This is a genomic window from Moraxella sp. CTOTU46711, assembly GCF_031975715.1.
In the GTDB taxonomy this organism is placed as follows: Bacteria; Pseudomonadota; Gammaproteobacteria; order Pseudomonadales; family Moraxellaceae; genus Faucicola.
The window spans coordinates 415,031-441,613 of record NZ_DALYMP010000001.1; the positions used below are offsets into that span (position 1 = coordinate 415,031).

At 43.4% G+C, this 26,583-nt stretch carries 22 protein-coding genes; 11 read left to right on the forward strand and 11 right to left on the reverse strand.

Going from position 1 to position 26,583, the window contains the following annotated elements:
- Nucleotides 1-19 precede the first annotated feature (19 nt).
- Nucleotides 20-4,513: a UvrD-helicase domain-containing protein gene (locus RTJ53_RS01825; RefSeq protein WP_312275586.1), complete on the forward strand. Its 4,494-nt coding sequence runs from the start codon at nucleotides 20-22 to the stop codon at nucleotides 4,511-4,513.
- 29 nt (nucleotides 4,514-4,542) lie between these two features.
- Nucleotides 4,543-6,504 (forward strand): exodeoxyribonuclease V subunit alpha, encoded by a 1,962-nt coding sequence (gene recD, locus RTJ53_RS01830; protein ID WP_312275587.1) that lies wholly within the window; start codon nucleotides 4,543-4,545, stop codon nucleotides 6,502-6,504.
- A 100-nt stretch (nucleotides 6,505-6,604) separates the two neighbouring features.
- Here recD and RTJ53_RS01835 read toward each other — a convergent pair whose 3' ends face one another.
- The 3 genes from RTJ53_RS01835 to RTJ53_RS01845 all read right to left on the reverse strand — a co-directional run bounded on the left by RTJ53_RS01835 (nucleotide 6,605) and on the right by RTJ53_RS01845 (nucleotide 9,108).
- A complete protein-coding gene (locus tag RTJ53_RS01835; protein ID WP_099808079.1) occupies nucleotides 6,605-7,162 on the reverse strand; it encodes a hypoxanthine-guanine phosphoribosyltransferase in 558 nt (185 codons plus the stop codon).
- Nucleotides 7,163-7,242: 80 nt separating this feature from the next.
- A complete protein-coding gene (locus RTJ53_RS01840; RefSeq protein ID WP_312275588.1) occupies nucleotides 7,243-7,914 on the reverse strand; it encodes a hypothetical protein in 672 nt (223 codons plus the stop codon).
- 12 nt (nucleotides 7,915-7,926) lie between these two features.
- Nucleotides 7,927-9,108: a JmjC domain-containing protein gene (locus RTJ53_RS01845; RefSeq protein ID WP_312275589.1), complete on the reverse strand. Its 1,182-nt coding sequence runs from the start codon at nucleotides 9,106-9,108 to the stop codon at nucleotides 7,927-7,929.
- Between the two features lie 259 nt (nucleotides 9,109-9,367).
- Here RTJ53_RS01845 and RTJ53_RS01850 point away from each other — a divergent pair, with 259 nt between their 5' ends.
- A complete protein-coding gene (locus RTJ53_RS01850; RefSeq protein WP_312275590.1) occupies nucleotides 9,368-11,032 on the forward strand; it encodes a fatty acid--CoA ligase in 1,665 nt (554 codons plus the stop codon).
- Between the two features lie 82 nt (nucleotides 11,033-11,114).
- Here RTJ53_RS01850 and RTJ53_RS01855 read toward each other — a convergent pair whose 3' ends face one another.
- Nucleotides 11,115-12,560 carry an FAD-dependent monooxygenase gene (locus RTJ53_RS01855; RefSeq protein ID WP_312275591.1) on the reverse strand — a complete coding sequence of 482 codons (1,446 nt, stop codon included), beginning with the start codon at nucleotides 12,558-12,560 and terminating at the stop codon, nucleotides 11,115-11,117.
- Nucleotides 12,561-12,823: 263 nt separating this feature from the next.
- On the opposite strand from RTJ53_RS01855, the gene RTJ53_RS01860 reads away from it, so the two are divergent.
- The 3 genes from RTJ53_RS01860 (at nucleotide 12,824) to RTJ53_RS01870 (ending at nucleotide 15,281) form a co-directional block, all read left to right on the forward strand.
- Nucleotides 12,824-13,339 carry a fasciclin domain-containing protein gene (locus tag RTJ53_RS01860; protein WP_159770510.1) on the forward strand — a complete coding sequence of 172 codons (516 nt, stop codon included), beginning with the start codon at nucleotides 12,824-12,826 and terminating at the stop codon, nucleotides 13,337-13,339.
- A 163-nt stretch (nucleotides 13,340-13,502) separates the two neighbouring features.
- Nucleotides 13,503-14,546 (forward strand): NAD(P)/FAD-dependent oxidoreductase, encoded by a 1,044-nt coding sequence (locus tag RTJ53_RS01865; RefSeq protein WP_312275592.1) that lies wholly within the window; start codon nucleotides 13,503-13,505, stop codon nucleotides 14,544-14,546.
- Between the two features lie 3 nt (nucleotides 14,547-14,549).
- Entirely contained in the window at nucleotides 14,550-15,281 is a 732-nt protein-coding gene (locus RTJ53_RS01870) for an SDR family NAD(P)-dependent oxidoreductase (protein WP_312275593.1), read from the forward strand.
- Nucleotides 15,282-15,343: 62 nt separating this feature from the next.
- Here the strand turns inward: RTJ53_RS01870 and RTJ53_RS01875 are convergent, their stop codons facing one another.
- From RTJ53_RS01875 to RTJ53_RS01895, 5 genes are all read right to left on the reverse strand, one after another.
- Nucleotides 15,344-15,760: a DUF2177 family protein gene (locus tag RTJ53_RS01875; protein ID WP_312275594.1), complete on the reverse strand. Its 417-nt coding sequence runs from the start codon at nucleotides 15,758-15,760 to the stop codon at nucleotides 15,344-15,346.
- 66 nt (nucleotides 15,761-15,826) lie between these two features.
- Nucleotides 15,827-17,287, reverse strand: a complete 1,461-nt coding sequence (locus RTJ53_RS01880) for a class I SAM-dependent methyltransferase (RefSeq protein ID WP_312275595.1) — start codon at nucleotides 17,285-17,287, stop codon at nucleotides 15,827-15,829.
- A 29-nt stretch (nucleotides 17,288-17,316) separates the two neighbouring features.
- A complete protein-coding gene (locus RTJ53_RS01885; protein WP_312275596.1) occupies nucleotides 17,317-18,243 on the reverse strand; it encodes a DUF1365 domain-containing protein in 927 nt (308 codons plus the stop codon).
- A gap of 6 nt (nucleotides 18,244-18,249) precedes the next feature.
- Nucleotides 18,250-19,926, reverse strand: a complete 1,677-nt coding sequence (locus RTJ53_RS01890; RefSeq protein ID WP_312275597.1) for an NAD(P)/FAD-dependent oxidoreductase — start codon at nucleotides 19,924-19,926, stop codon at nucleotides 18,250-18,252.
- A 33-nt stretch (nucleotides 19,927-19,959) separates the two neighbouring features.
- The gene (locus tag RTJ53_RS01895; RefSeq protein WP_312275598.1) at nucleotides 19,960-20,709 is read right to left on the reverse strand and encodes an SDR family NAD(P)-dependent oxidoreductase; all 750 of its coding nucleotides are present in this window, start codon (nucleotides 20,707-20,709) and stop codon (nucleotides 19,960-19,962) included.
- A 223-nt stretch (nucleotides 20,710-20,932) separates the two neighbouring features.
- On the opposite strand from RTJ53_RS01895, the gene RTJ53_RS01900 reads away from it, so the two are divergent.
- The 5 genes from RTJ53_RS01900 to thiE all read left to right on the forward strand — a co-directional run bounded on the left by RTJ53_RS01900 (nucleotide 20,933) and on the right by thiE (nucleotide 24,228).
- A complete protein-coding gene (locus RTJ53_RS01900; RefSeq protein ID WP_312275599.1) occupies nucleotides 20,933-21,532 on the forward strand; it encodes a TetR/AcrR family transcriptional regulator in 600 nt (199 codons plus the stop codon).
- Between the two features lie 71 nt (nucleotides 21,533-21,603).
- The gene (locus RTJ53_RS01905) at nucleotides 21,604-21,906 is read left to right on the forward strand and encodes a polyhydroxyalkanoic acid system family protein (RefSeq protein WP_007115308.1); all 303 of its coding nucleotides are present in this window, start codon (nucleotides 21,604-21,606) and stop codon (nucleotides 21,904-21,906) included.
- A 250-nt stretch (nucleotides 21,907-22,156) separates the two neighbouring features.
- Complete coding sequence (locus RTJ53_RS01910) at nucleotides 22,157-23,089, forward strand: lantibiotic ABC transporter permease (RefSeq protein ID WP_312275600.1); 933 nt, start codon at nucleotides 22,157-22,159, stop codon at nucleotides 23,087-23,089.
- 31 nt (nucleotides 23,090-23,120) lie between these two features.
- Nucleotides 23,121-23,582, forward strand: a complete 462-nt coding sequence (locus RTJ53_RS01915) for a GNAT family N-acetyltransferase (protein ID WP_312275601.1) — start codon at nucleotides 23,121-23,123, stop codon at nucleotides 23,580-23,582.
- Nucleotides 23,572-24,228 carry a thiamine phosphate synthase gene (gene thiE, locus RTJ53_RS01920; RefSeq protein WP_312275602.1) on the forward strand — a complete coding sequence of 219 codons (657 nt, stop codon included), beginning with the start codon at nucleotides 23,572-23,574 and terminating at the stop codon, nucleotides 24,226-24,228. The genes RTJ53_RS01915 and thiE overlap by 11 nt, the downstream gene beginning before the upstream one ends.
- A 29-nt stretch (nucleotides 24,229-24,257) precedes the next feature.
- Here thiE and RTJ53_RS01925 read toward each other — a convergent pair whose 3' ends face one another.
- Entirely contained in the window at nucleotides 24,258-25,628 is a 1,371-nt protein-coding gene (locus RTJ53_RS01925) for an FAD-binding oxidoreductase (RefSeq protein WP_312275603.1), read from the reverse strand.
- A gap of 51 nt (nucleotides 25,629-25,679) precedes the next feature.
- On the reverse strand, nucleotides 25,680-26,561 hold the full coding sequence (locus RTJ53_RS01930) for a pseudouridine synthase (protein ID WP_312275604.1): 882 nt from the start codon (nucleotides 26,559-26,561) through the stop codon (nucleotides 25,680-25,682).
- Between the last annotated feature and the right edge of the window lie 22 nt (nucleotides 26,562-26,583).

Consider the following 26,583-nt stretch of genomic DNA (forward strand, 5'->3'; position numbering starts at 1 on the left):
TTTTTATTAAAGAAATCTTATGAAATACGATATTCATACCCCAAGCATTAAAGCAAGCACCGAAACAAATATCGAGGCAAACATCGAAACAAACATCGACGAAGCACGCATTAAAGAAGACGTTAAACCTTTACTACCTCCTGCTGTCACGTTGCCATTGACGGGGCGCCATTTGATTGAAGCCTCAGCAGGCACAGGCAAAACATGGACGCTGACGGGCGTGATGTTGCGACTAATCGTGCAAGCGGGGCAGCCGTGTGAAAAAATTATCGCCACGACCTTTACGCGCAGTGCTGCCGCCGAAATGCGCCAACGGATTCGTGAGCGTTTGCAAGATTTTTATCAATTGCTGCAAATGATTAATCACTCTACATTTACACCGTTAAATAACAGTGAGTTGGATAGCAGTCAAGTTATCGCTGTACAAAAATATGCACACTTTATTGCGCAGGTGCAAGCGCTTGCAGCACAAAAAAATTTATTGGCTAAGTACCAAGACCCTATCAATAAACACTTAATCGAGTGGGTCGCCAAACAAGTCTTTGGTTTGCCGGTAGATGTAACCACTGCAGCAAGCACAAAAGTAAGCCCGAAAGATAGCCTAAGTATCCCAAAGCCAACCGCCGAGGATAGTGAAAAAAGCACCCATAAACCTACCAAAAACACCGTCAATTTTCGCATCGCACTGCAGCGCACCACATTAGCGCTCAACCAACTTGATCGTTTATTTGTTAGCACCCTTGATAGTTTGTGTCAAAAGTGGCTAAGAGAATACAGTAGCGAAACTGGGTTTTCTGCAGAGGTGCAAATCAGTAATGATGTCAGCGGCATCATCAAAGGTATGATTCACGACCAAATTAGGGCATTTATGGCGCAGGTCAATGCCAATATGCCTGAATTGTATCCGATGATGTTTGACAATAACGTGTTTTTACCCGTTGATGATTACTACGAGGCGGTCAATCGCGCGCTGAATTTTTATACCGCTGACATCGATACGGTAACATTGACAACGTTTGATACCACTACTATCAAGGCGCTGATGCAGTCGATTGCAGATGATAAGGATAGTGGGTTTGAGGTCTATTTTGATAGTGACTTTCGTAAAGCGCAAGGGTTTAGTGCTGGCAATAAACTTCATAAACACTTTAGCGAAATTAAAAATCTGCAAAATTTACTCAGCACGGGTGAAATTACCAATGTTTTTGCTATGTATAAAGTTGGCAACATAGTGAAGGTGCTAGAAGGCATTGAAGATTTATACGTCAACGATAAAGGTTTTAATAGCAAAAAAGAACAGCAAAGCGCCACATTCAAATCCTTTGATATCGTGGACAACATTTGGCAGCTTATCCAACAAACGCAAGCCTTGCAAGACTACTTCAAACAAGTAAATTTTTACTTTATCCAGTTTATCAGCCGTTATGTGCGTACCCACCTACCAAAACGACTTGAATCACAGCGGCTAACTACCTTTGCCTTACAATTGGCGCGGTTAAACGATGCGTTATCAGGCAAAAAAGGTCAATCGTTAGCGCGTTATATTCGCCATCAGTATCCCATTGCCTTAATTGACGAATCGCAAGATATCAACACCGAACAAGCGTTACTGATTCAAAGGGTTTATTTACAAGACTTTGAGCCAGAGACAGCAGATAAAGCAGAAAAATCAAATGGGGGAAAATATCACACCCTTTCACAATTTTTGCTATTGGTAGGGGATCCCAAACAGGCAATTTATGGATTTCGCGGCGGGGACGTACAAAACTACACCACGCTAAAAAAATTATTTCCGGAACAACCCAAGTCACTCAACCAAAACCATCGCTCATCAGCCGAGCTAATTGATAGCCTCAATCACTGGTATGGCGTTGGCGAGCAAGATATTGACCCAAATCAAGCCGAACAGTTGCCCAATATCAACCAACAGCCGTATTTTATGGGGCGTGAAATTTACTATCGTAAAATCTCTGCGACGCGCCAAACCGCAGAGCTGGTTGTCGGTAATGCGGCGGAAAATGAAGCTGTCAGCTTACCTGCGTTCAACCATATTGCTATCGAATATAAAGCGCCCTATAGTCAGCAAGTGATAGCAGTAGGAGAGAATGACGCTACCTCGAATGACACCGCATGCCCGAATAACACTGACTCCTCGAATGAAAACACCTTATCAAGTGATGAAAAAACGGTGGATTATGCCGATGCGATTGCCGCGCAGATTTTTGATTTATTTGATGATGATAAGCCATTAAGCTACCAAACTCGTGGGTTGACGCTGAGCGATATTTGTGTGTTGGCAGTCAAAAACAGTGAACTTCATACCATCGAGAAACGCTTACATCATCATGGGATTGCGACGGTCAGAGGCGGTAGTCAAAGTGTCTTTGGCGATAGTATGAGTGTTGATTTGATGACCTTACAAAGCGTGCTGTTGACACCATTTAGCGAATCAAAATTAAAATCCTTGATGTTGTCTAGTTTTTTTCAGCTGACCCTTGAACAAATCAACCAGTTGTATGATGCGCTTAATCAAACTAACACCCAAGAGGCGCAAGGACAAGCTCATCCTCAAGCTCATCAAGCGTCAACAAACACCAGTCTGGCTGAGATTCAGCAATTGGTATTGACCGCCAGCGAATTGTGGCAAAAACACAGTTTTTTGGTTGCTATACAGTGGCTACTCAATCAACCGCTTACTTTACCCAGCCAAATCACACTCAATTTTTGGCAGCGCCTCGCCAAACATCCAAATGGCGAGCGATTGCTCATCGATTTGCGCCAGTTGTTAGATATTATCAGCGACCAGTTCAATGGACAGGTAGGCGAGCATCAACTGTTTGAGTGGTTCTGCGCCCAAGTACAACAGCAGCCTAAAGAAGATTGGTCAACACAGCAGCGCTTGCCATCTGATGAAGGGGTGCAACTGATGACCGTTCACGCGTCTAAAGGCTTGGAGTTTCCGATAGTGTTTGTGGTTGGATTTGCCGGGGAGAGTAAAGCCAAGTTTTATGGTGCGCCGTTATATCTGTATGGTATACAAACCACTCATCAAGCAACGCCCCAATTGACTCAAAACAATGATAATCCGCTGTTAAGCCGGCGATTGACCGCATTACCCAGCCAAATAGCCGATAATAATCCAATCAACCCAATCAATTATGTTGCCATTGAGGACCAATCTGCCTACGAGGAACGATTGCGATTATTGTATGTTGCCCTTACCCGTGCAAAAGAACAAGTGTATCTTGTGACTGTCGCCAAAAAATCTGCGGTGAAAAATTCTGCTTTGGCGCCTTTTATGGACGATTTGGCAAAATTTGCTGTCAAAGAAACGTTGACTAAAACGACCCATATTATAGATTCAAATAGCCTAAGTAAATACTATGACTCAAAGCTAAAGCTGACAACCAAAAAAAATGAACAAAATGCTACTACCACTAAGATTGATTACGATGAAGTTATCAAAGTCATCACCATCGATACCTTTAAAGGATGGGCGAATACCAGTTTTACCGCATTGTCTCGTTATATCGATCATACCAGCGTTGACACAGTGGTTAATGCCGAAGATAGGCAAGATGATGACATTTTGTTAGCGGCGCAATCCCGCTTATTGCCTATCCCCAATAGTCGGCTAGCGGGGGAGTCGAGTAACGAGGTTAATTCCATTAGATTTAACTTTGAAAAAGGCACAAACCCGGGTACTTTTTTACATAGTGTCTTAGAAGACATCGCCAATAACTACAATGAAACTCCTGAGTTGGCTGTACCACAGCAAGATGCCAGAGCAGACAAGTTAAAACGCTGGTCGGTCATGGTGGATCGCACGTTAAGACGCTATCAAATGCCGAGCAATTATTTTTCTACAAAAGAGAGTAGTGCAGGACAATATGGCAACTGGCACGATATCAACATTGATGATTTGCAGCCGGATTATGTCGCGTTGGTGGATTGGCTAGATGACATCATTCATACACCATTAGCCGCTTCGGCAGTCCCGCTGGTCAATATAAAATATAACCAAAAAGTTGCTGAATTAGGGTTTAATTTACGCTTAAACCAGCATTTGTCATTTAGCGACTTGAACGCGTTGTTTCATCAATTTGATATTCCACTGCAATTGCAGAGCCAAGAAATCAACACCATGGTTTGGCAGTATCTCAAAGGGGAGATTGACTTGGTGTATCAGCATGGCACACAGTTTTTTATCGTCGATTATAAAAGCAATTATCTTGGCAGTGATTTCGACAGTTATAACCCAGCGGCATTATATGATGCGATGACCACGCATAGTTATTGGCTGCAAGCAAGCATTTACCAAGTAGCGCTGCATCGCTATTTAAAGTTACGACTACCCAATTATGATATCAATACCCATTTGGGTGCGGTCGAGTATGCTTTTTTACGCGGTATGTCAGCTAAACACGCTACCTGTGGGAAGCTGGTAAAACAGTTTGATAGTGACTTTATCTTAGCACTGGATGATATGTTCGGCTATCCCAACGGCAATTAAAATTAACCATTCATCATAAAGAAGTTATCATGAAAACAAACACGACTGAGCCAACCGCTGCACTTGAAGAAACCGCTAAATTAACCCAATTAGCCAATTTTATTCAATACCGCAAGCAGCAAAAATTACAGCTAACTAATACAAAAACCAATAAAAATAGCCTAAGCAAAAAATTTCAAAATAACGAAAAAAAACCAAAAGAAAAACCGAAAATCTTGCAAATTTTTAACCAAATCAATGAACAACTATCAGAAGGTCATACCGTGTATGAAATGACGGTCAACAATGAAGAAGAAAAATCACTCATTGCAGAGTTGACGGACAATAACTGGGCAAGCGTGATAGGGGCGAAGGATGATGAGTTATACAACCATGACACCAATACACCTATCATTCTTCAAAAACTCGCCCAACCAGATGATGAAGTTTCTGCAAAAGAAGATAAATACCTGGTCTGGCTACATCGGCAATGGTATGCAGAACAATCCTTAGCCAAACAGTTGATGAAGATTGCTCATAGAAAAGTGGCGGCGTTTAATGGTATATCTTCATCACAGGACATCGATAATGGTTTAGCGCCCAATGCGATGCAGCAGCTCGCCATCGAAAAATCAAGCCGGCACGCACTGAGTATCATTATCGGTGGGCCTGGTACTGGTAAAACTTTTACCGTGGCTAAGTTGGTAACCACGCTGCAAAAGGAGCACGAGCACAAAAGAAAACAGGACCCTAACTTACCACCTTTATCTATCACCTTGACTGCACCCACAGGGAAGGCAGCGCAGCGTATGCAAGAATCTTTGCAAAAAAGTTTGCAAGATGAAGAAATCACTTTGGATAATGCAAAAACATTACATCGGCTCCTAGGTATTGGTAGTGATGGCATACCACGCTATCACGCCAAAAATCCATTACCCGATGATTTGATTATCGTAGATGAAGCGTCTATGTTAGGGCTTGAGCTTGCCAGTCAGTTGGTTGATGCTATCAAACCCACGGGTCGGCTGATTTTGTTAGGTGATGCAAACCAGCTGGCGGCAGTAGACGCGGGGTCGGTTCTATCAGATTTGTGCGCGGTGACGCGTTTGCAACCTTATATCACGGAATTGACCGAATCAAAACGCTTTGATTCAAATTCAGTTGTCGGTCAGTTTGCTCTCGCCATTCAGCAAAATTTGCCTGCGCCTAAAAAAATAAAGCTAATCCATCAATTATTGCAACCCATTGATTTGCAAGCAATTAAGCCGTCTCAAAATGCAAATCCATCAGACTTGGCTGGTAAAACGCAGCAAACAAAGCAGCAAACAGCCAATATTCCTTTTTACCCAATTGATGCGTCTTCGAGTTTGCCTGCTGTTTTCAACCAATTAGCGAAACCTTACCATCCATTTTTTGCGCTCATGCAGCAATGGTACAGCAAGCCTGTCAATATTTTTGAAGCGGATAATCGAAAAGGGCTGTTTGAGGTATTTGATAGGTATCGCATTCTGTGTGCAGGTCATCAAGGACAATTGGGCACCCAATCAATCAACCAAAAGATGAACCTAGCTTTTACCGAGTTTTCTAAAATCACTCGAACCAAAGCTTACTTTTATCACGGTTTACCGATTATCATCCAAAACAATGATTATCAGTTGGGGTTATTCAATGGCGATATTGCGATTTGTCTGTTGTACCAAGGGCAGTTATACGCGTGTTTTGCAGAAAAAGTGATACCCATTCAGCGATTAAGCCGTGAAAGTTGTGACTATGCCTATGCGATGACCATTCATAAGTCACAAGGCTCAGAATTTCATACGGTCGCCATTTGTATTGATAAAGCCCATACAAGGCTACTAAGCCAAGCGCTGATTTATACAGCAGTGACGCGCAGTAAATCCGCCTTATCCATATATAGCGCTAAAGAGAATTTTGAGTTAGCTGTGACGCAAAAAGCGGTGCGACAAACTGGCTTGCAACTACAATTTGATCATCTCAACAATACGCGATAAAAGATAGGTCATAAAACAGACATTATAAAAAGATATCTTCTAAAAAATACGCCATAAAAAAAGGTATCAAACGATACCTTTTTATTTATGACAAGCAGCTTTACACATTTTTTAACGCATAAATCCCTGGCATATGGCGTAGATACCCGTGATAGTCCATACCGCAGCCATACACATAGCGATCCGCCACATCGAGACCCACAAAATCGACTTTAAACTCTTGCACTTTTCGGTCATGGAGTTTATTGAGTAGCACACAAGTGCGGATAGATTTTGGATTTTCTTTTGCCAGCTCGTCCACCACCGCTTTTAGGGTAATGCCTTCATCAAAAATATCGTCAATCAATAAAATATCTTCACCCGCCAAATCAATATCAGGTTTGAATTTCCATTCAAGTTCATTGGTGCCTTGGTTGTTGCGATAGCGGGTAGCATGGAGATAGTACATACGATGGTAGAAGGTAAACTGGGTAAGTAGTTGACCTGCTGGAATCAACCCACCATTCATCACCACCATCACAATGGGATTTTGACCTGCATAGTGCAGGTTGACACTGGCTGCCAAACGCTCGTAAGCACTACTCACTTCAAAACTACTGATGAGACATTCAGAATTGCGTAGCGCTTCTTCGATTTGCTGATTGCTAAGTTGATTCATGGTGGACCTATTAATTTAAAAAAATAAGTGGGCTATTGTAACGCAGTTTTATCCAATTGAATAATAACGGTTAGAAATACCTAATCGTTAAATATTAACGCTTGGTAATGTTTGGTAAAACGCTCAAGCGATTCTTGCGGCATTTGAGGGATTAAACGGCGTAGTGCGATATCAATTACTTTGACGATGATGCCATCGGTCACTGGAATCGCCGCGCGTTTGAGCATATTTAAATTGAGCGTTTTGGTAAAGTCGACCAAAAAATGCTGCAAACAGGCTTTGGTTAACTCGCTAAATAACCGAATCAAATTTTGCTGCTCTTCAAGCCCGTTACCCGCTTGGACGTTTTCTATGCTAGCCAGTAAATTCTTTGCTAGCTCATCACTAAGCGGCACTGAGATACGACGTTCACCCGATTGGGTGTTTTTTAACACTTTTTGGTCAAAAAAATCAAAGCTGGGTAACACATCTTCATTTTTTGTAGGGCTTAATAGTGTGTTAATCAGTTTATCGCTAGTTGCTTCAATGGTTTCTGCGGTTTTAATCAAATGCGATTTTCGTTCTGAATCATCGGGTAGCGATTCAATTAATTTAATCAGTAGCGCATCCATCAATTCTTTACTGGTCAACTGGGTGATTTTATCCCGATAAACATCATAACGTTCGCTGCTTTTGCTAGCAATCAGCTCATACGCCTTATCAATGGTAGCGCTCAATTCTACGGAAGGGGTAAACCCAAAATAATAGCTCATAATATTTTTTCGTTATCCAATGATTTCTTCAGGGTAATCAATCACTACCCAGCCATTTTCTATCCAATCACAAATTATATCAGTTTCGACATCAGCTGCTTGCAAAATTTGCTCATCGATTGATTCGCCATTGGCAAGCCGAATAAGGAGTGATTGCGCGTTAGCGGGTATATCGTCCGCGTCAATGCCACAGCCATTGACATAAATTTTTGCTTGAGTTTTTGAATCCGCTTGGGTAAAGATAATACGGCTAGACATGTCTTGCATGATGACTGCACCCGCAGCCAAGGCGCTTTGTATCTCATCAATATCGGCATACGTCTCAGGGAGCATCAGCTCATATTGACGCTTGCTTACCGTTTCGCTAATCGCTTGAGTGATTATTTCATCGCCAAGTTCAGAGTTTAGCAGCGCAATCAGCTGCGCTTTGATATTTTCAATACTGGCTATCGACAGCTCGCCTGCAACTGCCGTTGGTTGGTTGATTTTGAGGGGGATGGCTAAATCATCAAAATGGGTAGCGACATCCGCCAAACTATCGAGCAGCTGTAATGGGGTAGGGCGCCTAAATCCAAAGGAAAAAGTCAAACAATCCTCAACAGCCACGCCGTAGTGGGAGAGATTGGTCGGCACATACAGCACATCGCCTGGCCCAAGCACCTCATCAAATATCAGCTCGCCCATCTCATTCATCAAACGAATCGGTTGACCTATTTCAAATTGGGTTGTTTGGTCGCAATATTTTCCCAATTGCCAATGGCGTTTGCCGTACCCTTGCGCCAAAAAGACATCGTAATTGTCATAATGCTTGCCAACGCTGCCACCTGGGGGCGCATACGACACCATGATATCATCACGTTGCCACTGCGGAATAAAATCAAACGCATGCCATAGGTTGCCAAGCGCTGGCGACCATTGTTCCATATTTTGCACCAGCACCGTCCAATGTTTTGGCAGTTTTTGAAAGTCTTTAGCGGTAAAAGGGCTGGTTTTAAGTGACCATTGCTGGTTATTTTCGCTGATGAGTCGGGCAGTGGCGTCTTCATCTTGGGCAAGCCCGATGATATCGTCTGGCTCAAACATACCAACCAATTGCGGCAAGCCCTGTTTGATTAGCAGTGGTTTTTTTTGCCAGTACTCGCTCAAAAATTGTTCGGGGCTGATATCGCTAGGCAAACAAAAATGCTGGGTCATATTTTTTCGTTCAGTGGGGATATATAACGCGCATTATAGCAAAGGCAGTCTATCAAAAACCCATAATAAAATTTTTTTCACCAAAATGTAAAAAAAGCGTAAAAATATGAAACATATTGAACTGGAAAGTTTCATATTTTTTGTTGTATTGGTTATAGCGCTCGTATATAGTCAATACTCACAAGGAAGTACTCACAGCAAAGTTAGACGAGCAATATTTGATTGACTCGTTGGTTATACCACAACAAAGGAATGTTCTATGACAGCTATTTTAAATCAGCACGAAAACTACCTACAAGCCGACCAAGCTTATGGTTTTCCCTTGCTTATCAAAAATTTATTGTCTCGTGCCAAAGTGGTCTCTGGCGACAAAAAAATCCATTACGCCGACAAAACCAGTTACACGTATCATGAGTTTTTCAAACGTGTCAATCGCTTAGCCAATGTCTTAAAAGGCTTAAACCTACAAAAAGGCGATGTGGTTGCGGTCATGGATTGGGACACACACCGTTATTTGGAATGTTATTTTGCCATTCCGATGTGTGGCTATATCTTGCAAACCGTCAATGTGCGTTTGTCAGAAGACAAAGTGCTATATACCATCAATCATGCCAAACCAAAAGCGCTACTGTTAAATTCAGAATTTTCACCGATGATTAAAAGCCACACCCAAGATGCGCCATCGGTCGAGCATGTGATTTGGTTAGATGATAACAACACGCCAATGCCATCATACGCCCAAGGCGAATATGAAGCCATGCTAGCACAAGCCAGCGATGAGTACGAGTTTGAAGATTTTGATGAAAACACCATTGCCACAACCTTCTATACCAGCGGTACAACCGGCAATCCCAAAGGCGTATTTTTTAGCCATCGTCAAATCGTCCTGCATACGCTCGTCGTCGCAATTGGCTGTGCGCTGAATGTCGAAGGTCAAGGGGTGCGCTATTCAGATGTCTATATGCCAATGACGCCTATGTTCCATGTCCATGCTTGGGGGTTTCCATTTGTCGCAACCATGCTAGGGCTGGAGCAAATCTATCCAGGTCGCTATGTGCCTTCCACCATGGTTGATTTGGTACAACAACACAAAGTCACCACCACCCATGGCGTACCAACGATTTTGCAAATGCTACTGGGTGAAATCAACAAACGCCAAGAAAAATTCAACGGCTTAAAAATGGTCGTCGGTGGCTCTAAACTCAATCAAGGACTTGCCAAAATGGCTGTAGCCAGCGGCATCGAAGTGTCTACGGGTTATGGCATGTCAGAGACTTGTCCGATTATCAGCATTGTCAAATTTGATGAAACATTCCAACACATGAGTGAAGAACAACAAATTGAGCATCGCTGCTTGTCTGGCTCACCAGTACCATTGGTCGATTTGCAAATCTGGCATAACGGCAAACGTATGCCAAACGATGGCACATCCACAGGCGAAATCGTGGTGCGTTCACCTTGGTTGACACAGAGTTACTACAAAAACCAGGACGCAGGCAACGAGCTGTGGGAAGGTGGTTATTTGCATACCCAGGACATCGGTTGGATGGACGCAAAAGGCAATGTCAAAATCACCGACCGTCTAAAAGATGTCATCAAATCGGGGGGCGAATGGATCTCTTCGCTTGAAGTAGAAACCATCATGTCATTACACCCAAGCGTTGCCGACATTGCTGTAATTGCGATTCCTGATGCACGCTGGGGTGAGCGTCCAATGGCGTTGATTGTGCTCAAACCCGATTATCAAGACACCAAAGCTGAAGACATCATCGCGATTGCACAGCAAGCGTATGAGCGCGGTCATTTGCCAAAATACGGTATTCCGCAGGATGTGAAATTTATCACGGAATTGCCAAAAACCAGCGTGGGTAAAATTGATAAAAAAGTCATCCGCGATCAATATGCCCAAGGGTTATTTGCTTAGACTGTTACTTAATCACGATAAATTAAAAAGAAAATAAAAAAGGTAGAATTTTTTCTACCTTTTTTATTGCCCAAGCAATCCATCAAACCAGTAAGCGCTGATTGACCTTTGCCATCGGTAATGGGTAATGTCGGGCTTTGGCAATATCGCGTGCAACGATATCGACCTCATTGACATCAATTTTTTGCCAGTTAGGACGCTTGCAAGCAGATTTTTCTATTAAATTGGCGTCAACTAGCGCATCCATGACTTTATCCGCCACATCTAGGGTAGAATTGGCTTTCACATTTTCTGCCACCGCATAACGCAGCTTGGCAAACACCTGCAAATCCGCGACGCGCACAGTAATATCATCACTCGGCACTTGCTGCCCACCATATAACGCATTATCTCCCGCTTGTGCAGTTCGAAAACTTGGCACAAATTCACTGACATAATCTATGGCGTTTTGGGTGCGCTGTTTTAGTGCGTTTGGCTCCCAGCCGTTTTCAATATAATTTAGATATTGTGGATTAATAGGCGGTTGGCTGCTTTCTTGTGTGGCTTTGGTCAACCCATCATTAAATAAGGTGATGTTTTCGGTCATGCCATGCAGCTGAAAAAACCCGTCAGGATAAGGGGTAAACTGCGCCATGCCATTGGGCGTGCCACGCTCACCATGAAAAATAATCTCAGGCAAACGCCCCTTATAATCACGCCATTCACTGATATAGGAAGCTTTAAATTCTACCATGCGTTTGATATGCACGCCTGCTTTGTCATCAATAATACCAGTTCTAAATCCGCAAGCATTGACTACGAAATCAGCATAGATACGCTGTAGCTCGCCATTTTCATCGGTAAATGACACTTGCCAGCCATCCATATGACGTTTTAAATCATCAACTTGGGCATTTAGATGTACCTGAGCGCTCTGTAGGCGCTGCAATTGTAAAAAAGCACTGGCAGAGAGTCTAAAAATATTCCAGCCAAATTCTTGCACCGCAATGATGGGATATTGCAGTTTTTCCAAATCCATTACTTTAAGAGCTGCCACAACCCACTCATCCGTAGTGCTCGGAATGTCTTTAGCTTCTAATTGAATCAGTTGTTGAATTTGCTGCTTGTCATAAACTCGGTAATAATCTTCGACATTGCCCAACACTTGGTTGCTAGGGTCAGCATCAACCAATGATTGATAGTAAGCCGTTAACATATCAAGACGTGGCAGTAAGTCAGTGGCGGTATTGTTATCGCGTTTTGGCACCGTGATGAGGGTGGGGCGCACATCAATACTCTCTGGATACAACTTGGCGATATCAATACATTGGCGCATCAACATTCGGCAATCTTCATCACTGATTTCGCGGTACAAATTGCCACCTGCATGCAGATGACACATGGGCGGGGCGTTTATAAGGCTGGCATTTTTTTCAATCAAATGCACATGAATGCCCGCCATCGCCAGCCGTATAGCAATCGTAGAACCTGCTGAACCACCGCCAATCACTGCTACGGTCGGTGATTGCGTACTTGAATTAACGTACATAATTTTGCCCTTATGCGTTGCCCAAAGAGAAGAAATAAATTGTAGCGGAAAATAATTTAGTTACTGTGACATTTATGCAGTAATTGTCGCTTTTGTTGTTAATGAATTTTACCCAATAGTATATATTAAAATAAGTAGTATTTTTTATACTTTTTAGTATAAAAATATATTGAAAATTCTAATTTTATCAGTTAAAGTTAAGTTAGCTTAAAAAGCTGACCTGTATTTTATCCAACAATCATAATTAAATAAGGAAAATAAGTATGTTAAAACAAGCCTTCTTAGCAGCGGCGATTTCTACCACGTTATTAGCCGGTTGTGCCACGACGCCAACCCATACTGCTCATGCACCGATGCACGCAGCTAACATTGTTGATGTAGCAAAATCAAATCCAGATTTTTCAATATTGGTTGAAGCGGTGGTAGCCGCAGGTCTAGCCGACACCGTCGCGACCACTAAAAACATCACCGTATTTGCGCCGACCAATGCTGCGTTTGCCAATCTACTTGCTGAGCTCGGTATGACCAAAGCGCAATTGTTTGCAAATAAACCGTTATTGCAATCTGTGTTAACTTATCATGTGCTGCCAGCCACAGTAATGGCAAAAGATGTCAAGCCAGGGATGGTTAAAACCTTACAAGGTCAAAACCTCATGGTGACTTCAAATGGTAAATTACAAGATGCCAATGGACGTGTTGCCAACATTGTCACCACAGATATCAAAGCGAGCAATGGTGTGGTACATGTGATTGACCGTGTCATTTTGCCAAAAAGATAAGTTATCATAGATAAAGTTATCGCCGATAAATTGTTGTCTTTATGCATAGTTATCTTTAGTTATAGTAATAGTAGCCAATAATGTATTGGTCTGATGGCATAGCGGTGATACGATTCATCGCTATTTTTTTAACTTTCAAAAATCGTATAGAGCGGGTAAAACTATGAAACGGATTGCCATTATCGGTGCAGGATTGGCAGGGTTAACTTGTGGTAAAGCGTTGCAACAAGCAGGGCACGATGTAGTGATTTTTGAAAAATCCCGTGGTATCGGTGGGCGACTAGCAACGCGCCGTGCCGAACCATTTTATTTTGATCATGGTGTTGCCGCGTTTACTGCCAGTGACGACGATTTTCAAGGTTTTATCAATCAATTACTCAATGAAGGGGTGGTTGCAGTATGGGCAGTTGACCAAGCTACCCCCGATAATTCCTTTGTATCTACTGCATCTACCAAACCACGATCCGTGCCCAAAGTCTCTAGCTGTTATTCTGACTACTATGTCGGCATACCCGCCATGAATGCCATTGGTAAACATCTCGCCCGTGGTTTAACTGTGCAGCGTAATACCAGAGTAGCGTCTATCATTGATCATCATCCGATTTTTAATAGTTGGGAGTTGTTAAGTGACAAGGGTGAGACGTTGGGTCAGTTTGATTGGATTATTTCGGCGATGCCTGTAGAACAAGCAAAAAGCTTTGCTCAAACATCGCTACATACCAAAGTGTTGAATAAATATGCGCTTATGCCCTGTAGTGTGCTGATGCTGGGATTTGATACGCCCTTGTCTTTAGCCTATGAGTACGCCAAAATCGAGAGTGAGGATATCGATAAAATTATCGTCAATAGTGCAAAACCCCATCGCGAAGGCGGTTATAGCCTTGTGATTCATAGTACCCCGGCATGGACAAATAGACATATTGAGCAAGATAAAACTGCCTGTATCAACCATTTGACACAAGCGGCGAGTCAAGTATTGGGTATCGATTTATCGACTGCAGTACACAAAGACATACACCACTGGCGCTATGCAACAGGCGAAGCGGTTAACTCCCAATCAGGTGACCACCAGTTAGGCTATCTACTAGATAGCGACCAAAACATCGGTGTCTGTGGGGACTGGCTACTTAAGGGTGATGTCGAGTCTGCCTACTTAAGCGGTCAAAAACTGGCAAAAGCGATAATTGAATTACTAAAAAGCGAGTAGCGTATGCAACATATCGCCATATTTGGTGCTTCTGGCGCGATTGGAAAGGCATTTTGTGATTGTTTAGCTATCGCCTATCCAAATGCCACCATTCATGCTATTGCCAGAAAACCCCCTGCATTTAGCCACCCTCATATCGTCCCTCATCAGCTTGATTTTGATGATGAACTGGCTATCGCCGCGCTTATCAAAGCGATAAGTAGCACTCAAGCGTTGGACAGTGTTATTGTGACGATTGGGTTATTACATGATTCTAAAATCGAGGCTCAACCCATCGCGCCTGAAAAATCGCTGCGTGATATCACAGCCAATCAGCTGCATCAATATTTCCACATCAATGCAGTATTACCGATGATGATTGCCAAATACGCCTTGCCCGCCTTAAACAAATCCTCGCAATCGCTATTTGCCGTATTGTCGGCACGGGTAGGGAGTATTTCGGATAATCGCTTGGGCGGGTGGTATGGTTATCGGATGGCAAAAGCAAGTTTACATATGGGCATTAAAAATTTAAGCATCGAACTGCAACGAAAAAACCCCAACGCGATTATTGTTGCTTTGCACCCTGGCACGGTAGACAGTGAGTTATCCAAACCATTTCAAAAAAATGTGGCAGAAGGTAAATTATTTACCCCAGCGTTCTCAGCACAAAGTTTACTTAAGGTTTTGCATCAGCTCACCCCCAACGATTCGGGCAAAATTTGGGCTTGGGACGGCAAAGAAATTTTGCCTTAAATCTGCCTTAAAATTGTGCCTTAGCCTTGTATTAGGGCTGTAGTTGCGTTCCTGGCTTAAGGCTAATCCATCAACCAATTTTTGTAGATGACGCCCACAATCACGCAAGTTAATCCTGTGACCAAGCCGCCCCAAATAAAATCAACCAGTGCTGCAGTTTTATCATAACCTTTGAGTAATGCTAAGCTTGTAAAATCATACGTTCCATATGCCATTAGCCCAATGACCACCCCATATCCTGCCAATACTGCCAATGATGCGTGAGCTTTTAGCTGCGGATAGATGACTACCACACAAAGCGCAAAAACATAAAATAGATAAAATACGCCTGCTGCGGTCATATTGGGTGATTCACTGAGTAGATGTCCAATGCGCGGGACATAAAAGCGTTGGGTCATGGTTTTAAGCCATACGGCATCAATACCCAAAAATACCATGACGGCGATTAGATATACCCACAGATAGTTTAATGGTGCCATTGCTAAATCCTTGTGTCCTGTTATTAATTGTCATGAACCCGTTACCGCGAGAATTGGGTTATTGGGTTAACGGTAATGGGCTTTTTCAAGGCGTACTTGCACCACGCCAATGGTTTTTTCCAAAAATCCTGCTTCACAGTACGCAAAATAAAAATGCCACAAACGCATAAACGCATCGTCATAGCCAAGTGCCTTGAGCTGCGGTAGCGCCTGCATAAAATTATAGCGCCAATCAATCAAGGTACGCGCATAATCATAGCCATAATCAACCAGTGACGTTACTTGCATATCGGTATGGTCACGTGCTTGGCTGAGAATTTCACTGTTAGACAATAAACACCCGCCTGGGAAAACATGGGTTTGGATAAAATCCACACCATGCAAATATTTTTGATAACCCCGATCATTAAAGGTAATCGCTTGTAATACCATCAGCCCATTATCTTTGAGCAGTCGATTACACTGGGCAAAAAAATCTGGCAGATATTCATGACCGACCGCTTCAATCATCTCAATACTGACCAGCTTGTCATACTTGCCGGTAAGCTCACGATAGTCTTTCTTTAGCAGGGTAATTTTGTCGGTTAGATTGGCAGCTGCAATGCGCCGTTTCGCTTCTTCATACTGCGCGTCTGAGATAGTTGTGGTGGTGACACGGCAGCCATATTGGGTGGCGGCATAAATAGCAAACCCACCCCAGCCCGTGCCGATTTCAATAACATGGTCGTCAGCCGATAACTCAGCTAATTCACAAATTTTTGCCAACTTGTGGGTTTGTGCTGCCGCCAAGCTTGATGAGGGTGTCGGATAAATTGCCGATGAATACATCATGCGCTCATCCAAAAATAATGCATACATTGCATTGCCAATATCATAATGGGCTAAAATATTGGATTTGGCGTTGTTTTTATCATTATGCCGATTGCGGTGTTGGCGGTGTTCCCAAAGTTTGGTCATATTGGCAAATTTGGCTTCGATGGTATTGATGAGGGTCAAATTGCGGGCAATCAAGCGTAAAAATGCTGTTAAATCATCGGCTTGCCATAAGCCATCGATATAATCATCAGCAAAAGCAATCGAACCGCCTGTTAATAGGTGTTGATACACCTGCGGTGAATGGATGGTGAGTGTCACTGCCAAAGGATGATTGCCAATTTGTTCCCCTAGCGTTCGTTGTGTATCGCTCACTGGCGACTGTGTTACAGGCTCAGTATCCATCACGCTAACACCAAAGGTTTTATGAGTCGCTACCTTACTCGCTACATTGTCAGACTGACTAAAGGTTTCAATCACGGTTAGATGACCCTGTTTGAGCTTTGATAGCAATAAAAATATTATTTGCCGCGCTGCTTTTGCCGCACTTTGTTGAACGGGCGTGAGCAGATGGTCAACAATTGGGTAGGTTAGATAATCCGTAAACGAGCGCCGCTTGGCTAAATCGGATTGACGGCGTTTTACCAAGGTCTCGTTACCATTTGATGGGGGAGAGGTTGCAGTGTTTTTAGCCTCTAAAGAAGATGGTGTCATAGTCAATTCCCATAAAAAATTTCAGTAAACTATTGGGGTAAACGTTGGTTATAAGCTTGATAAGGCACACGTTTTAGCACGTATAATTTAAAAGCCTGCCAGTAAATTCGCAGTAATGATGTGGCACTCATCCAGGGTCGGCGCTTAATCGCCGTTATCACCGAAGCCTCGTCCAATTGAACGCCTGTTAGACTCACGCCTGCATTAAACACTTTGCCGCGGCTATCTATCAGCCCAATATCAATCACAACATCAAAGCCATTTTGCTCAGGATTGTCATTTGCCGATGCATAGCGTTTAGGGTGAATCTCAACACGCCAATGATAGTGCTGATTGATGGGATTAAAAGGCGATACATGAAAACCTTTGTCATGTTGGTACAAGGTCTTTTCACCTGTGAGTAAAAAACCATAATAATGGCGTTTGTTCCAAGGGGTGTTAGAGACCTCTGCCAAAAAATGGCTTGGCTGATGGTTCTCATCAAAGCCAATATAAAAATTAACAGGGCTAAAATACCAACCCATATTACGTAACACGACCAAAGCCACCACCTCGCCAATCGGCTGACTGCCAGTCAATTGCTGCCAAGTTTGTTGGGCTTTGACCAATAAACTAGCCGATGGCGCAGGTTGTCCTACTGAAGCGGTTAGGCGGTTATCCAAAGAGGGGTCTAGCCGATTGATAGCAAAATAATCTGCTTGATGGAATTGATAAAGCGCCCAATGGTGCTGCGATAGCAGAGGGAGAGTCAATGATTGTTGCAGCGATTTTTTCAGCCATTTGGGCAACCATATTGGTACATCACTAGCGCCCATATTGACCTTAGGTAATGGATTGTCCGCTAGCTGGGTTAAATTAACCGCCCAAAACCGATAGGGGTAATGAAATTCATGACGGGTAGGGATTTGTCTGGCATGCCAAGTCACACCTTGCAGGATTTGATGGGCAAATGTCATGATGATTTACCTTTGAGGGGTGTTGCACAAACCATCATGCGCTAGGTTTTGGCAAAACGCATGGTTGGTCGTGGCGGTTACTTGGCATCGTTGCACCACCGAGAGTTTTTTGTCAGCGTGGCTTGGTAACTTCGATACGGTAAATTTTGCCGACGGTTTGCTTGGCTTAGACAGCCGTTTTATTTGAGCAGCGGTTGTGGCAGCTGTGGTATTGGTAGTGACCAAAATATCGATATCCACCCCCAAACTTTGGCATACCCGCAGGCCACTTTTTACCCCATCTTCATGAAACCCATTAAACCAATAAGCACCACAAAAATGGGTATGCCGCTTCGCTGAAATTTCATGCCAGCGTTTTTGGGCATCGGTCATTTTGTTGTCATACACAGGGTGGCGATAATCCACACGTTTGATGACATGCGCCTCATTAATCGGCGTATTAAGCGTCACCAAATAGTTATGTTTTGCTGTCAATCGCTCAAGGATATTCATGTGATACGTCAATATGGGTTTTTGGTCAGCCACGCGCGCGGTGGGTTTATCTATCGCGTAATTCCAACTTGCCCAAGCCAGCGGTTTTTTGGGTAGAACTTGGGTGTCAGTATGCAAAACCGCTTCGTTATCTGTATACTCAAAAGCCCCTAAAATAGACGATTCAGTCTCAGTGATATCAGCTAGTAGACGTCTTGCTACATCAGCATGGCAAGCAAATACAACGTCATCAAACACTTGGGTTTGACGCTTACCTTGATGAATAAATTCAATGCTAACGCCATCCTTGCCACGCGTGACCGATTGCACTGGGGTACTGATATACAGGGTTGTACCTGCTGCAGCGAGCCGAGTGATTAAGGCATTGACGTATTGCTTCGAGCCGCCCACCAAGGTAAACCACTGTGGGCGATTGACCACATCTAGCAGACCATGATTATCAAAAAACTGGGCAAAAAAGAGTAGGGGAAAACGCTTGGCGTCATCCATTCCCATCGACCATATCGCAGATACCATCGGCACCAAGTAGTTGGTTTTAAACAACTCGCCATAGTCATGACTGTCTAAATAATCCCCGAGTGTTTGCTGGCTTAAAGCTGCTTGCTGCATTTTATCGGCTTGGCGAAAATTTGCTAATAGTGATTTGGTCTCGCGATTAAAGCGTAAAATTTGCTGAACAAATTGCCAAAATCGGGGGCTTAGCACATGGCGACGCTGAGAAAATAGACTGTTTAAAGTGTGACCATTGTATTCAAAATTAATATAAGTATTTTTAACCGAAAAACTCATCTCAGCTTTTTGAAATGTTACATTGAGTTCATCAAGCAGGCGAATAAAATTGGGGTAAGTACGCTCATTAAATACAATAAACCCTGTATCGATGGCGACTTTTTCCGTTGATGGTCTAAACGTTTTGTTAAAAAAAGGATTGTCAAAAAGTGAGCGCTCGGTAACAGTGACATCCAGCGTATTGACATGCCCGCCCAGATAATCATTGCTTTCAAACATCGTCACTGCATGACTGTCTTTGAGATAATACGCACACGTTAGCCCTGATACCCCACTGCCAATGATGGCAATCTTTGGTGTGGTAATATTTGGCTTAGTAGGCTTGGCTACTATAGGATTAGCCACTAAAGGCTTAGGGACTGTGTGAGTAGAGTGCGGAGTTTTTTTTGTAAACACTGCCATGTGCGGATATACCTTTAAAGCCAAGCCAAATGATTAAGTCGTATGAGAAAGTTTTGAACCCACAAAATGCCATACTGCATCAGGTAACTGCGCCAATAGCTTTAAAGGCTGTACCAATGTCTGCGGAAATTCAATGATATTATCATCATTGGCAATGCCTTGTTGAATGGCTTGGCTAGCTTGCTGTACAGTTTGCAAAAAAGGCATTGGAAAGTCGTTCTGCAGCGTCATCGGCGTTTTGACAAAGCCCGGTACTACCAAAGCCACTTTCACCCCATAAGGTTGCAGGCTCATTTGCAAAGTTTTGCTCAGATAATGGATTGCCGCTTTTGAGCTACCATACCCCTCTGCACGCACAAAGGGCACCAAAGCTGAAGCCGAGCCGACGGTGACAATTTTACCTTTAGTTGCCTTGAGGGCGGGTAGTAGCGCTTCAATGGCATGCACCAACGAGCCGTAATTTGCGTTCATCACCCTCATGATAGACCGCGAATCAAAGTCTGGCATGTCAATGTATTCGCAAATACCCGCTGCCGCGATGAATAAATCCAGCGTTTTAATGTCGCTAAATGCTTGCATCACGGCATCATATTCGGTTAAGTCGAGCTGAATCGTTTTTGCCCCCATCGCTGCCAACGTGTGCAAAACATCGCTGTTTCGACCCACCGTATACACCTCATGCCCTTGGCTTAGATAATCCATCGCCAACTGTAAACCGATGCCTGAGGTTGCACCTGTAATGACGATGGATAAAGGCTTTGAGGAATTGGGGGTTGGCATCATAGCGACTCAATATAACAACTCAATACAAAATTTTGAAAACGACTTACCGCATACTATAAAAGAGTAGCCGATGGTTGGCAATAGGTTTTATACTATTTAGTATAAAAATATAATTATTGGTATATAATCAAATAATAAGTATCATAAAAACATTTGTAGTATAATATTAGCTAATTTTTAACCTCATAAATATTAGAAACCTGAAGAACATTAGAAACTTGTGATGAAAAAGTTAACGTTTAAACAGCGAATGATGCTAGAGCGTGAGTCGCTGATTATTGAAACGGTCAACCATTTGTTAGCCACTAAAGGCTATGACGCGATGACCGTCGATGAGATTGCTGATACGGTGGGGATTGCCAAGGCGTCATTGTATCGACATTTTCCCAGTAAAGAAGCGCTAGGCATGGCGGCTTTGGTTGATATCATGCACAAAGCGCTTGAGGTCATCAATCAGCTAAACGCGACCGAACAAACCGCCATCGATAAGCTAAAAGCGCTGACACAGTGGGCGATGCGACTAAAACTGGCGCAAAAAATGCCCAATCTGCCGAGTGAAAACTCCCAGCTGCGCGAGCTGCTAATTGCCAATGACGATTACACCAACAACTTGGTCATGTTGTCAGATAGCATCGGTGAATGGATTGAGCAAGCGCAAGCAGAGGGCAAGTTGCAAAGCAACATACCAGGACTGGCAATTTTATACACCTTATATGCCAGAGCTTGTGACCCTGTACTGGGGTTTTTACGCTCGTCGCAGCTGTATGACGATGAAGAGATTATCGCTATCGTGACCCGCACGTGCTTTGAAGGGCTAACCTAGATTAAGCTAACCCAGACCACTAAAAATAGATAGCTAAAAACCCAAGACAGCGTAGAAAAAAGTAGAAAAGTATGAGTAATTTTGTGATTCATCGTGAGCATGGCATCAGTAAAGCGCAAGCCTTTGAGATAACCGAGGACTGGATTGTCTCAGCAGAAAAAGACTATAAAATGCATTGCGATGTAGTGCGCAGTGATGAGCAAATACGCGTCAACTTTTCTCGTGCCGGTGTGACAGGTACGTTAACAGTGGATGATAAAGTATTTGATATGCAAGCAAAGCTTGGGTTTTTATTCAAAAGTTTTTTGCCGCTGATAGAAAAGACGGTGAATCAAAATCTTGATAACGCATTGCAAGCTGTAAAAGACCGTTAGCAGATACAGTGAGGTTTGAGTGGCAGTTAGCGTTTAGTTTGAATTGTTTTATTTAACATAATATACATTATGCGAAATAAAAGCTATCGGCGTTAAAAATGGTATGTATGGCACTGTGATTAATTTAATGATGAAATGACAATTAGCAGCAAAATCATTTGCATTTATCAATCAATAATGAGTAGTATGCTCACTCAATTATTTATTTATCGTTTGTTTGTTTTATCATTAAAATCGCCAAGGATTTATCATGATTGGATTTATTGCCCGTCACAGTACGATTTTTATGCCATTATTTGGTGTGATTGGATTTATATTTCCTGACTTGTCGCATTTTATCCTTGGGCTTCTGCCGCAGATTTTATTTTTCTTGATGTTTTTTACTTTGTTGGGCATTGACCAAACTCAGCTGATTAGACGCATGACGACGCAATATGTTTGGGGGTTTGCCATCTTCCAAAGTGCGCTGATGAGCTTAGCCATGACCTTAATTGCTTATTTACTGGGTGTCCGTGGTGATTTGTTGTTGGCTATCGCGGGTCTATCAGCCACCGCACCGCTATTTGGTACGGGCGCTATTGTGAATGCAGTTGGTTTTGATGCACTGCTAGCCATGGCAAAAACCATCACAGCCACGTTGGTTATGCCTGTTAGCTTACTGGTGATATTGTGGTTACTTGGCAGCAAGGATGCCCATTTAGACTTTGTACTGTATATTAAGCGGTTATTAATTTACATTATCGCCCCCATGATTTTGGCGGTCGCAGCACGCCAATATATTCCCCGTGATACGCTCAATACTTATTATCCAAAAATTGCTAAGTTTAATATTATTCTACTGATGATGTTTCCGCTTGGATTGATGTCGGGCTTTAGACATACCTTCGACACCAATCCCATGCAGGCGTTAAGCTTGTTTGGTTTGGGCACTGTGTTGTCGTTAGTATTTTACTTTTCTGCTTATTTTTTATACCGCCGCTTTGGCTATGAAAACGCCATTATCTCTGCATTGGCTTGCGGTGGTCGCAATGTGTTATTGGCGTATACCATCACCACGCCATTTATGGGTGCGATGTTTTTACCGCTGATTGGCGCGTACCAATTGCCTTCGTTTTGCTTGCCGTTATTGGGTAAAAAGATGGTCAAATGGCATAATATCGACAGCCAAGCCAGCCTAAAATAATGCTGATGTTTAATCCGTTTGATTTATTCGTATGCTAACGTTTCAACTCAATCTACTGCCACAGTTATCATCACAAGCCTTGTATGGCATTTTTAAGGCGCGCTGTGAGGTATTTGTTGTAGAGCAACATTGCGCTTATCCAGACATTGATGATACCGACTTGGTGTGTTGGCATTTACAGGGTTTTATTGATAATAGTCTGGCGTGTTATGCGCGGATTATCCCACCCGATTATCATTATTTGGGTTATGTCGCGATTGGTCGCGTGTTAACGGTTGGCGATTTTCGCGGTCACCATTATGGGCGTGATTTGATGCAAAAAGCCATTGAAATTTGCCAGCAATACTACCCTAGCCAGCCGATTTTTATCGCCGCTCAAACTTATCTTATCCACTTTTATCAAGCGCTCGGCTTTTGTATACAAGGTGACTGTTACCTTGAAGACGGCATTGAGCATGTCAATATGATATTGGAAGGCAAACATGATGCATAACCGTGCTGATTATCGGCTATATTTGGTCACAGATCGCAATTGCTTGCAACAGCAGACGCTTGAACAAGCCGTTGAGCAAGCGATATTGGGCGGCGTCACATTGGTGCAGCTTCGAGAAAAAGCGATTGCTAGCAAAGAGTTCTATGAGCGCGCGCTGCGTATCAAAGCGATTTGCCACCACTATAACGTGCCATTAATCATTAATGACCGTGTCGATATCGCTCTCGCAGTTGAAGCAGATGGGGTGCATATCGGTCAAAGTGATTTGCCGTGTGGCGTGGTTCGGCAACTTTTAGGCAAAGATAAAATCATTGGGGTTTCCGCGCGCACCGCCCAGCAAGCCATCCAAGCGCAAGCAGACGGCGCAGACTATCTGGGCGTTGGCGCGATGTTTGCCACATCCACCAAGCAAGATGCGCAGACAGTTACCATAGCGAGCTTAACGCAAATACGACAAGCGGTAACGCTGCCGATTGTCGCCATTGGTGGCATCAATCACACCACCCTGCCCGCCTTACAACAAGCGCTGCAAGCTGCCGAAACGTCCACTGGTGGTGTGATTGACGGCGTGGCAGTCGTTTCTGCAATTCTGGGGCAAAAAGATGTCAAACTCGCCAGTGAACAGCTCAAAAATATGATTAAATAATTATGATTAGATAATAATGAAATCAATAATTAATACCAAATTTTATCAGGATTCATGATATTGTTTGGGTCAATGGCATTTTTAATCGCTTTCATAAAATAAATCGCATTGCCATGTTCTTTATCCATATATTTACGTTTGCCCTGCCCAATCCCATGCTCACCCGTACAAGTTCCATCCATGTCAATCGCTCGCTCGGCTAGGCGATGTAAAATGCCTTCAGCGGTTTTCACTTCATTTTCTTCTTTCATATTGATGAGCAGCAACACATGAAAATTGCCATCGCCCACATGACCGACAATCGGGGCAAGCATCCCTGTGCTTTCGATGTCTTTGACCGTTTCGGCGACGCATTCAGCAAGGCGCGAGATTGGCACGCACGCATCGGTCGATAAACTGCCACATTCTGGGCGTAATGCTCGGCTGGCGTGATAGGCATTGTGGCGAGCCGTCCAAAGCTGTTTACGCTTATCTTCGGCAGTATCCCACGCAAAATCTTGCCCTTGATACTCAGCAATGATACTTGCAAACAATTCGGCTTGTTCTTTTACGCCATTTTCTGTGCCATGAAATTCGACAAACAAGGTTGGCATTTCTTTCAAGGTTAATTGGGAATACGCATTACATGCCTTGATCTGCACCGCATCGAGTAGCTCAATGCGCGCCACTGGCAAGCCGTATTGAATGGTTGTCATCACTGTTTGACACGCCAAGTCAATGCTTGGGAAATGGCAAATCCCAGAGCCTGTGCATTCTGGCACGCCAAACAGTTTCACCGTAATCTCGGTCACAATGCCAAGCGTGCCTTCCGAGCCGATAATCAGCCGTGTCAAATCATAGCCTGCCGATGATTTTTTGGCTCGTGTGCCTGTGTGGATGATTTCACCGTTTGGCATGACGACTTCAAGCGACAGCACGACATCTTTCATCGTACCGTAACGCACCGCATTCGTACCAGACGCCCGAGTGGCGACCATACCGCCAAGCGTGGCATTCGCCCCAGGGTCAATGGGAAAAAATAGCCCAGTCATCCGCAAATGATGATTGAGCTGTTCACGAGTCACGCCAGCCTGTACGGTGGCGGTCAAATCCGCTTCATTGACCTGCAAAATCTCGGTCATCGCAGACATATCAATGCACAATCCGCCATGAGGGGCATTAAGCTGACCTTCTACCGATGAACCAACACCAAAGGCAATCACAGGCATTTTATACTCGTTGCAAATTTTGACGGCATCGGCGACGTCATGTTTGTTGTGAGCGGTCAAAACAGCATCGGCAGGCTCATTGGGTAGCCAGCTCATAGTATGGGCGTGCTGTTCACGAGTGGTTAAATTGGTCGATAATTGATTGCCAAAACGTGCTTGTAGCACATTAATCGCCTGTGAAAAATCATTCATTTGCATAACTTACCTTACCTAGTTTTATCTCTAGTTCATTTGTTTTTTGGATTAATTTAGACTCAAATTACTATTAAAATCCCTTAATTCGTTAGTCAATGGGTCAATAAACGCGATGGATTTTGCCAGCAATTTTAACGGTTTTGCAAAATCGGTTGTACCTTTAGGTTTGACAGTGGGATAAAAATTGTCATTTAACAGCGGCATACCTAAACTTGCCATATGCACCCGCAATTGGTGTTTTTTGCCCGTCACAGGCGTTAATCGGTACAAGCTAAAAGACCCGTTATTTTCAATCAACTCAATTGTGGTATGCGCATTGGGTTCACCTTGGGCCGTCTTGGTCAAAAAAAACGGCTCGCCACGCTCAAGTCTGGAATGGATGTGAAAGGGATAACATAAATCGCTGCGAGTCGGTGCTATGGCGTGGTAAGTTTTGTGTATTTGTCTATCGGCAAACAGCGCATGATAGCAAGCGCGGCTACTTGGATTAACCGATAATAACATCACGCCTGCCGTGTCTTTGTCCAACCGATGCAAGGGTGAAATGTCATTCACGGCTAACTGCTGTAAGTCTGGATGATTTCTTAATTTGGCGAGCAGGGTTTGGCTGACATAGCGACCTGACGGTGTAACAGGTAAAAAATGCGGTTTATCGACCACCAGTAAATGTTCATCCAAATGAAGAATATGGGGCTCAAATGGAATGATAGGCTCATTCTCAACCTGCCTATAGTACAAGATGGTTTGCCCTGCCAAATAGGGTGAATCGTGTTTGAGCGGCTCACCACGCTCAAGACTAATTAAACCACTGTCAAATCGTTGTTGCCAGCTTGCCAAACTAATATGAGAAAAATGCGCTGCCAAATAATCGATAAGCCGCCCACCCATAAACGACTTATCATGGGGTAAATATAACTTACTGGGTTTCATGCCACGCTCTATCATGTTAAAT

Bases quoted from the DNA above. Each gene is read 5' to 3' on its own strand.
- RTJ53_RS01905 (WP_007115308.1), top strand. From the start codon at position 21,604: ATGAGTAATTTTGTGATTCATCGTGAGCATGGCATCAGTAAAGCGCAA.
- recD (WP_312275587.1), top strand. From the start codon at position 4,543: ATGAAAACAAACACGACTGAGCCAACCGCTGCACTTGAAGAAACCGCT.
- RTJ53_RS01855 (WP_312275591.1), bottom strand. From the start codon at position 12,560: ATGTACGTTAATTCAAGTACGCAATCACCGACCGTAGCAGTGATTGGC.
- RTJ53_RS01875 (WP_312275594.1), bottom strand. From the start codon at position 15,760: ATGGCACCATTAAACTATCTGTGGGTATATCTAATCGCCGTCATGGTA.
- RTJ53_RS01890 (WP_312275597.1), bottom strand. From the start codon at position 19,926: ATGGCAGTGTTTACAAAAAAAACTCCGCACTCTACTCACACAGTCCCT.
- RTJ53_RS01840 (WP_312275588.1), bottom strand. From the start codon at position 7,914: ATGAGCTATTATTTTGGGTTTACCCCTTCCGTAGAATTGAGCGCTACC.
- RTJ53_RS01870 (WP_312275593.1), top strand. From the start codon at position 14,550: ATGCAACATATCGCCATATTTGGTGCTTCTGGCGCGATTGGAAAGGCA.
- RTJ53_RS01850 (WP_312275590.1), top strand. From the start codon at position 9,368: ATGACAGCTATTTTAAATCAGCACGAAAACTACCTACAAGCCGACCAA.
- RTJ53_RS01885 (WP_312275596.1), bottom strand. From the start codon at position 18,243: ATGACATTTGCCCATCAAATCCTGCAAGGTGTGACTTGGCATGCCAGA.
- RTJ53_RS01860 (WP_159770510.1), top strand. From the start codon at position 12,824: ATGTTAAAACAAGCCTTCTTAGCAGCGGCGATTTCTACCACGTTATTA.
- RTJ53_RS01895 (WP_312275598.1), bottom strand. From the start codon at position 20,709: ATGATGCCAACCCCCAATTCCTCAAAGCCTTTATCCATCGTCATTACA.
- RTJ53_RS01900 (WP_312275599.1), top strand. From the start codon at position 20,933: ATGAAAAAGTTAACGTTTAAACAGCGAATGATGCTAGAGCGTGAGTCG.
- RTJ53_RS01915 (WP_312275601.1), top strand. From the start codon at position 23,121: ATGCTAACGTTTCAACTCAATCTACTGCCACAGTTATCATCACAAGCC.
- RTJ53_RS01925 (WP_312275603.1), bottom strand. From the start codon at position 25,628: ATGAATGATTTTTCACAGGCGATTAATGTGCTACAAGCACGTTTTGGC.
- RTJ53_RS01930 (WP_312275604.1), bottom strand. From the start codon at position 26,561: ATGAAACCCAGTAAGTTATATTTACCCCATGATAAGTCGTTTATGGGT.
- RTJ53_RS01845 (WP_312275589.1), bottom strand. From the start codon at position 9,108: ATGACCCAGCATTTTTGTTTGCCTAGCGATATCAGCCCCGAACAATTT.
- RTJ53_RS01865 (WP_312275592.1), top strand. From the start codon at position 13,503: ATGAAACGGATTGCCATTATCGGTGCAGGATTGGCAGGGTTAACTTGT.
- thiE (WP_312275602.1), top strand. From the start codon at position 23,572: ATGATGCATAACCGTGCTGATTATCGGCTATATTTGGTCACAGATCGC.
- RTJ53_RS01835 (WP_099808079.1), bottom strand. From the start codon at position 7,162: ATGAATCAACTTAGCAATCAGCAAATCGAAGAAGCGCTACGCAATTCT.
- RTJ53_RS01910 (WP_312275600.1), top strand. From the start codon at position 22,157: ATGATTGGATTTATTGCCCGTCACAGTACGATTTTTATGCCATTATTT.
- RTJ53_RS01880 (WP_312275595.1), bottom strand. From the start codon at position 17,287: ATGACACCATCTTCTTTAGAGGCTAAAAACACTGCAACCTCTCCCCCA.
- RTJ53_RS01825 (WP_312275586.1), top strand. From the start codon at position 20: ATGAAATACGATATTCATACCCCAAGCATTAAAGCAAGCACCGAAACA.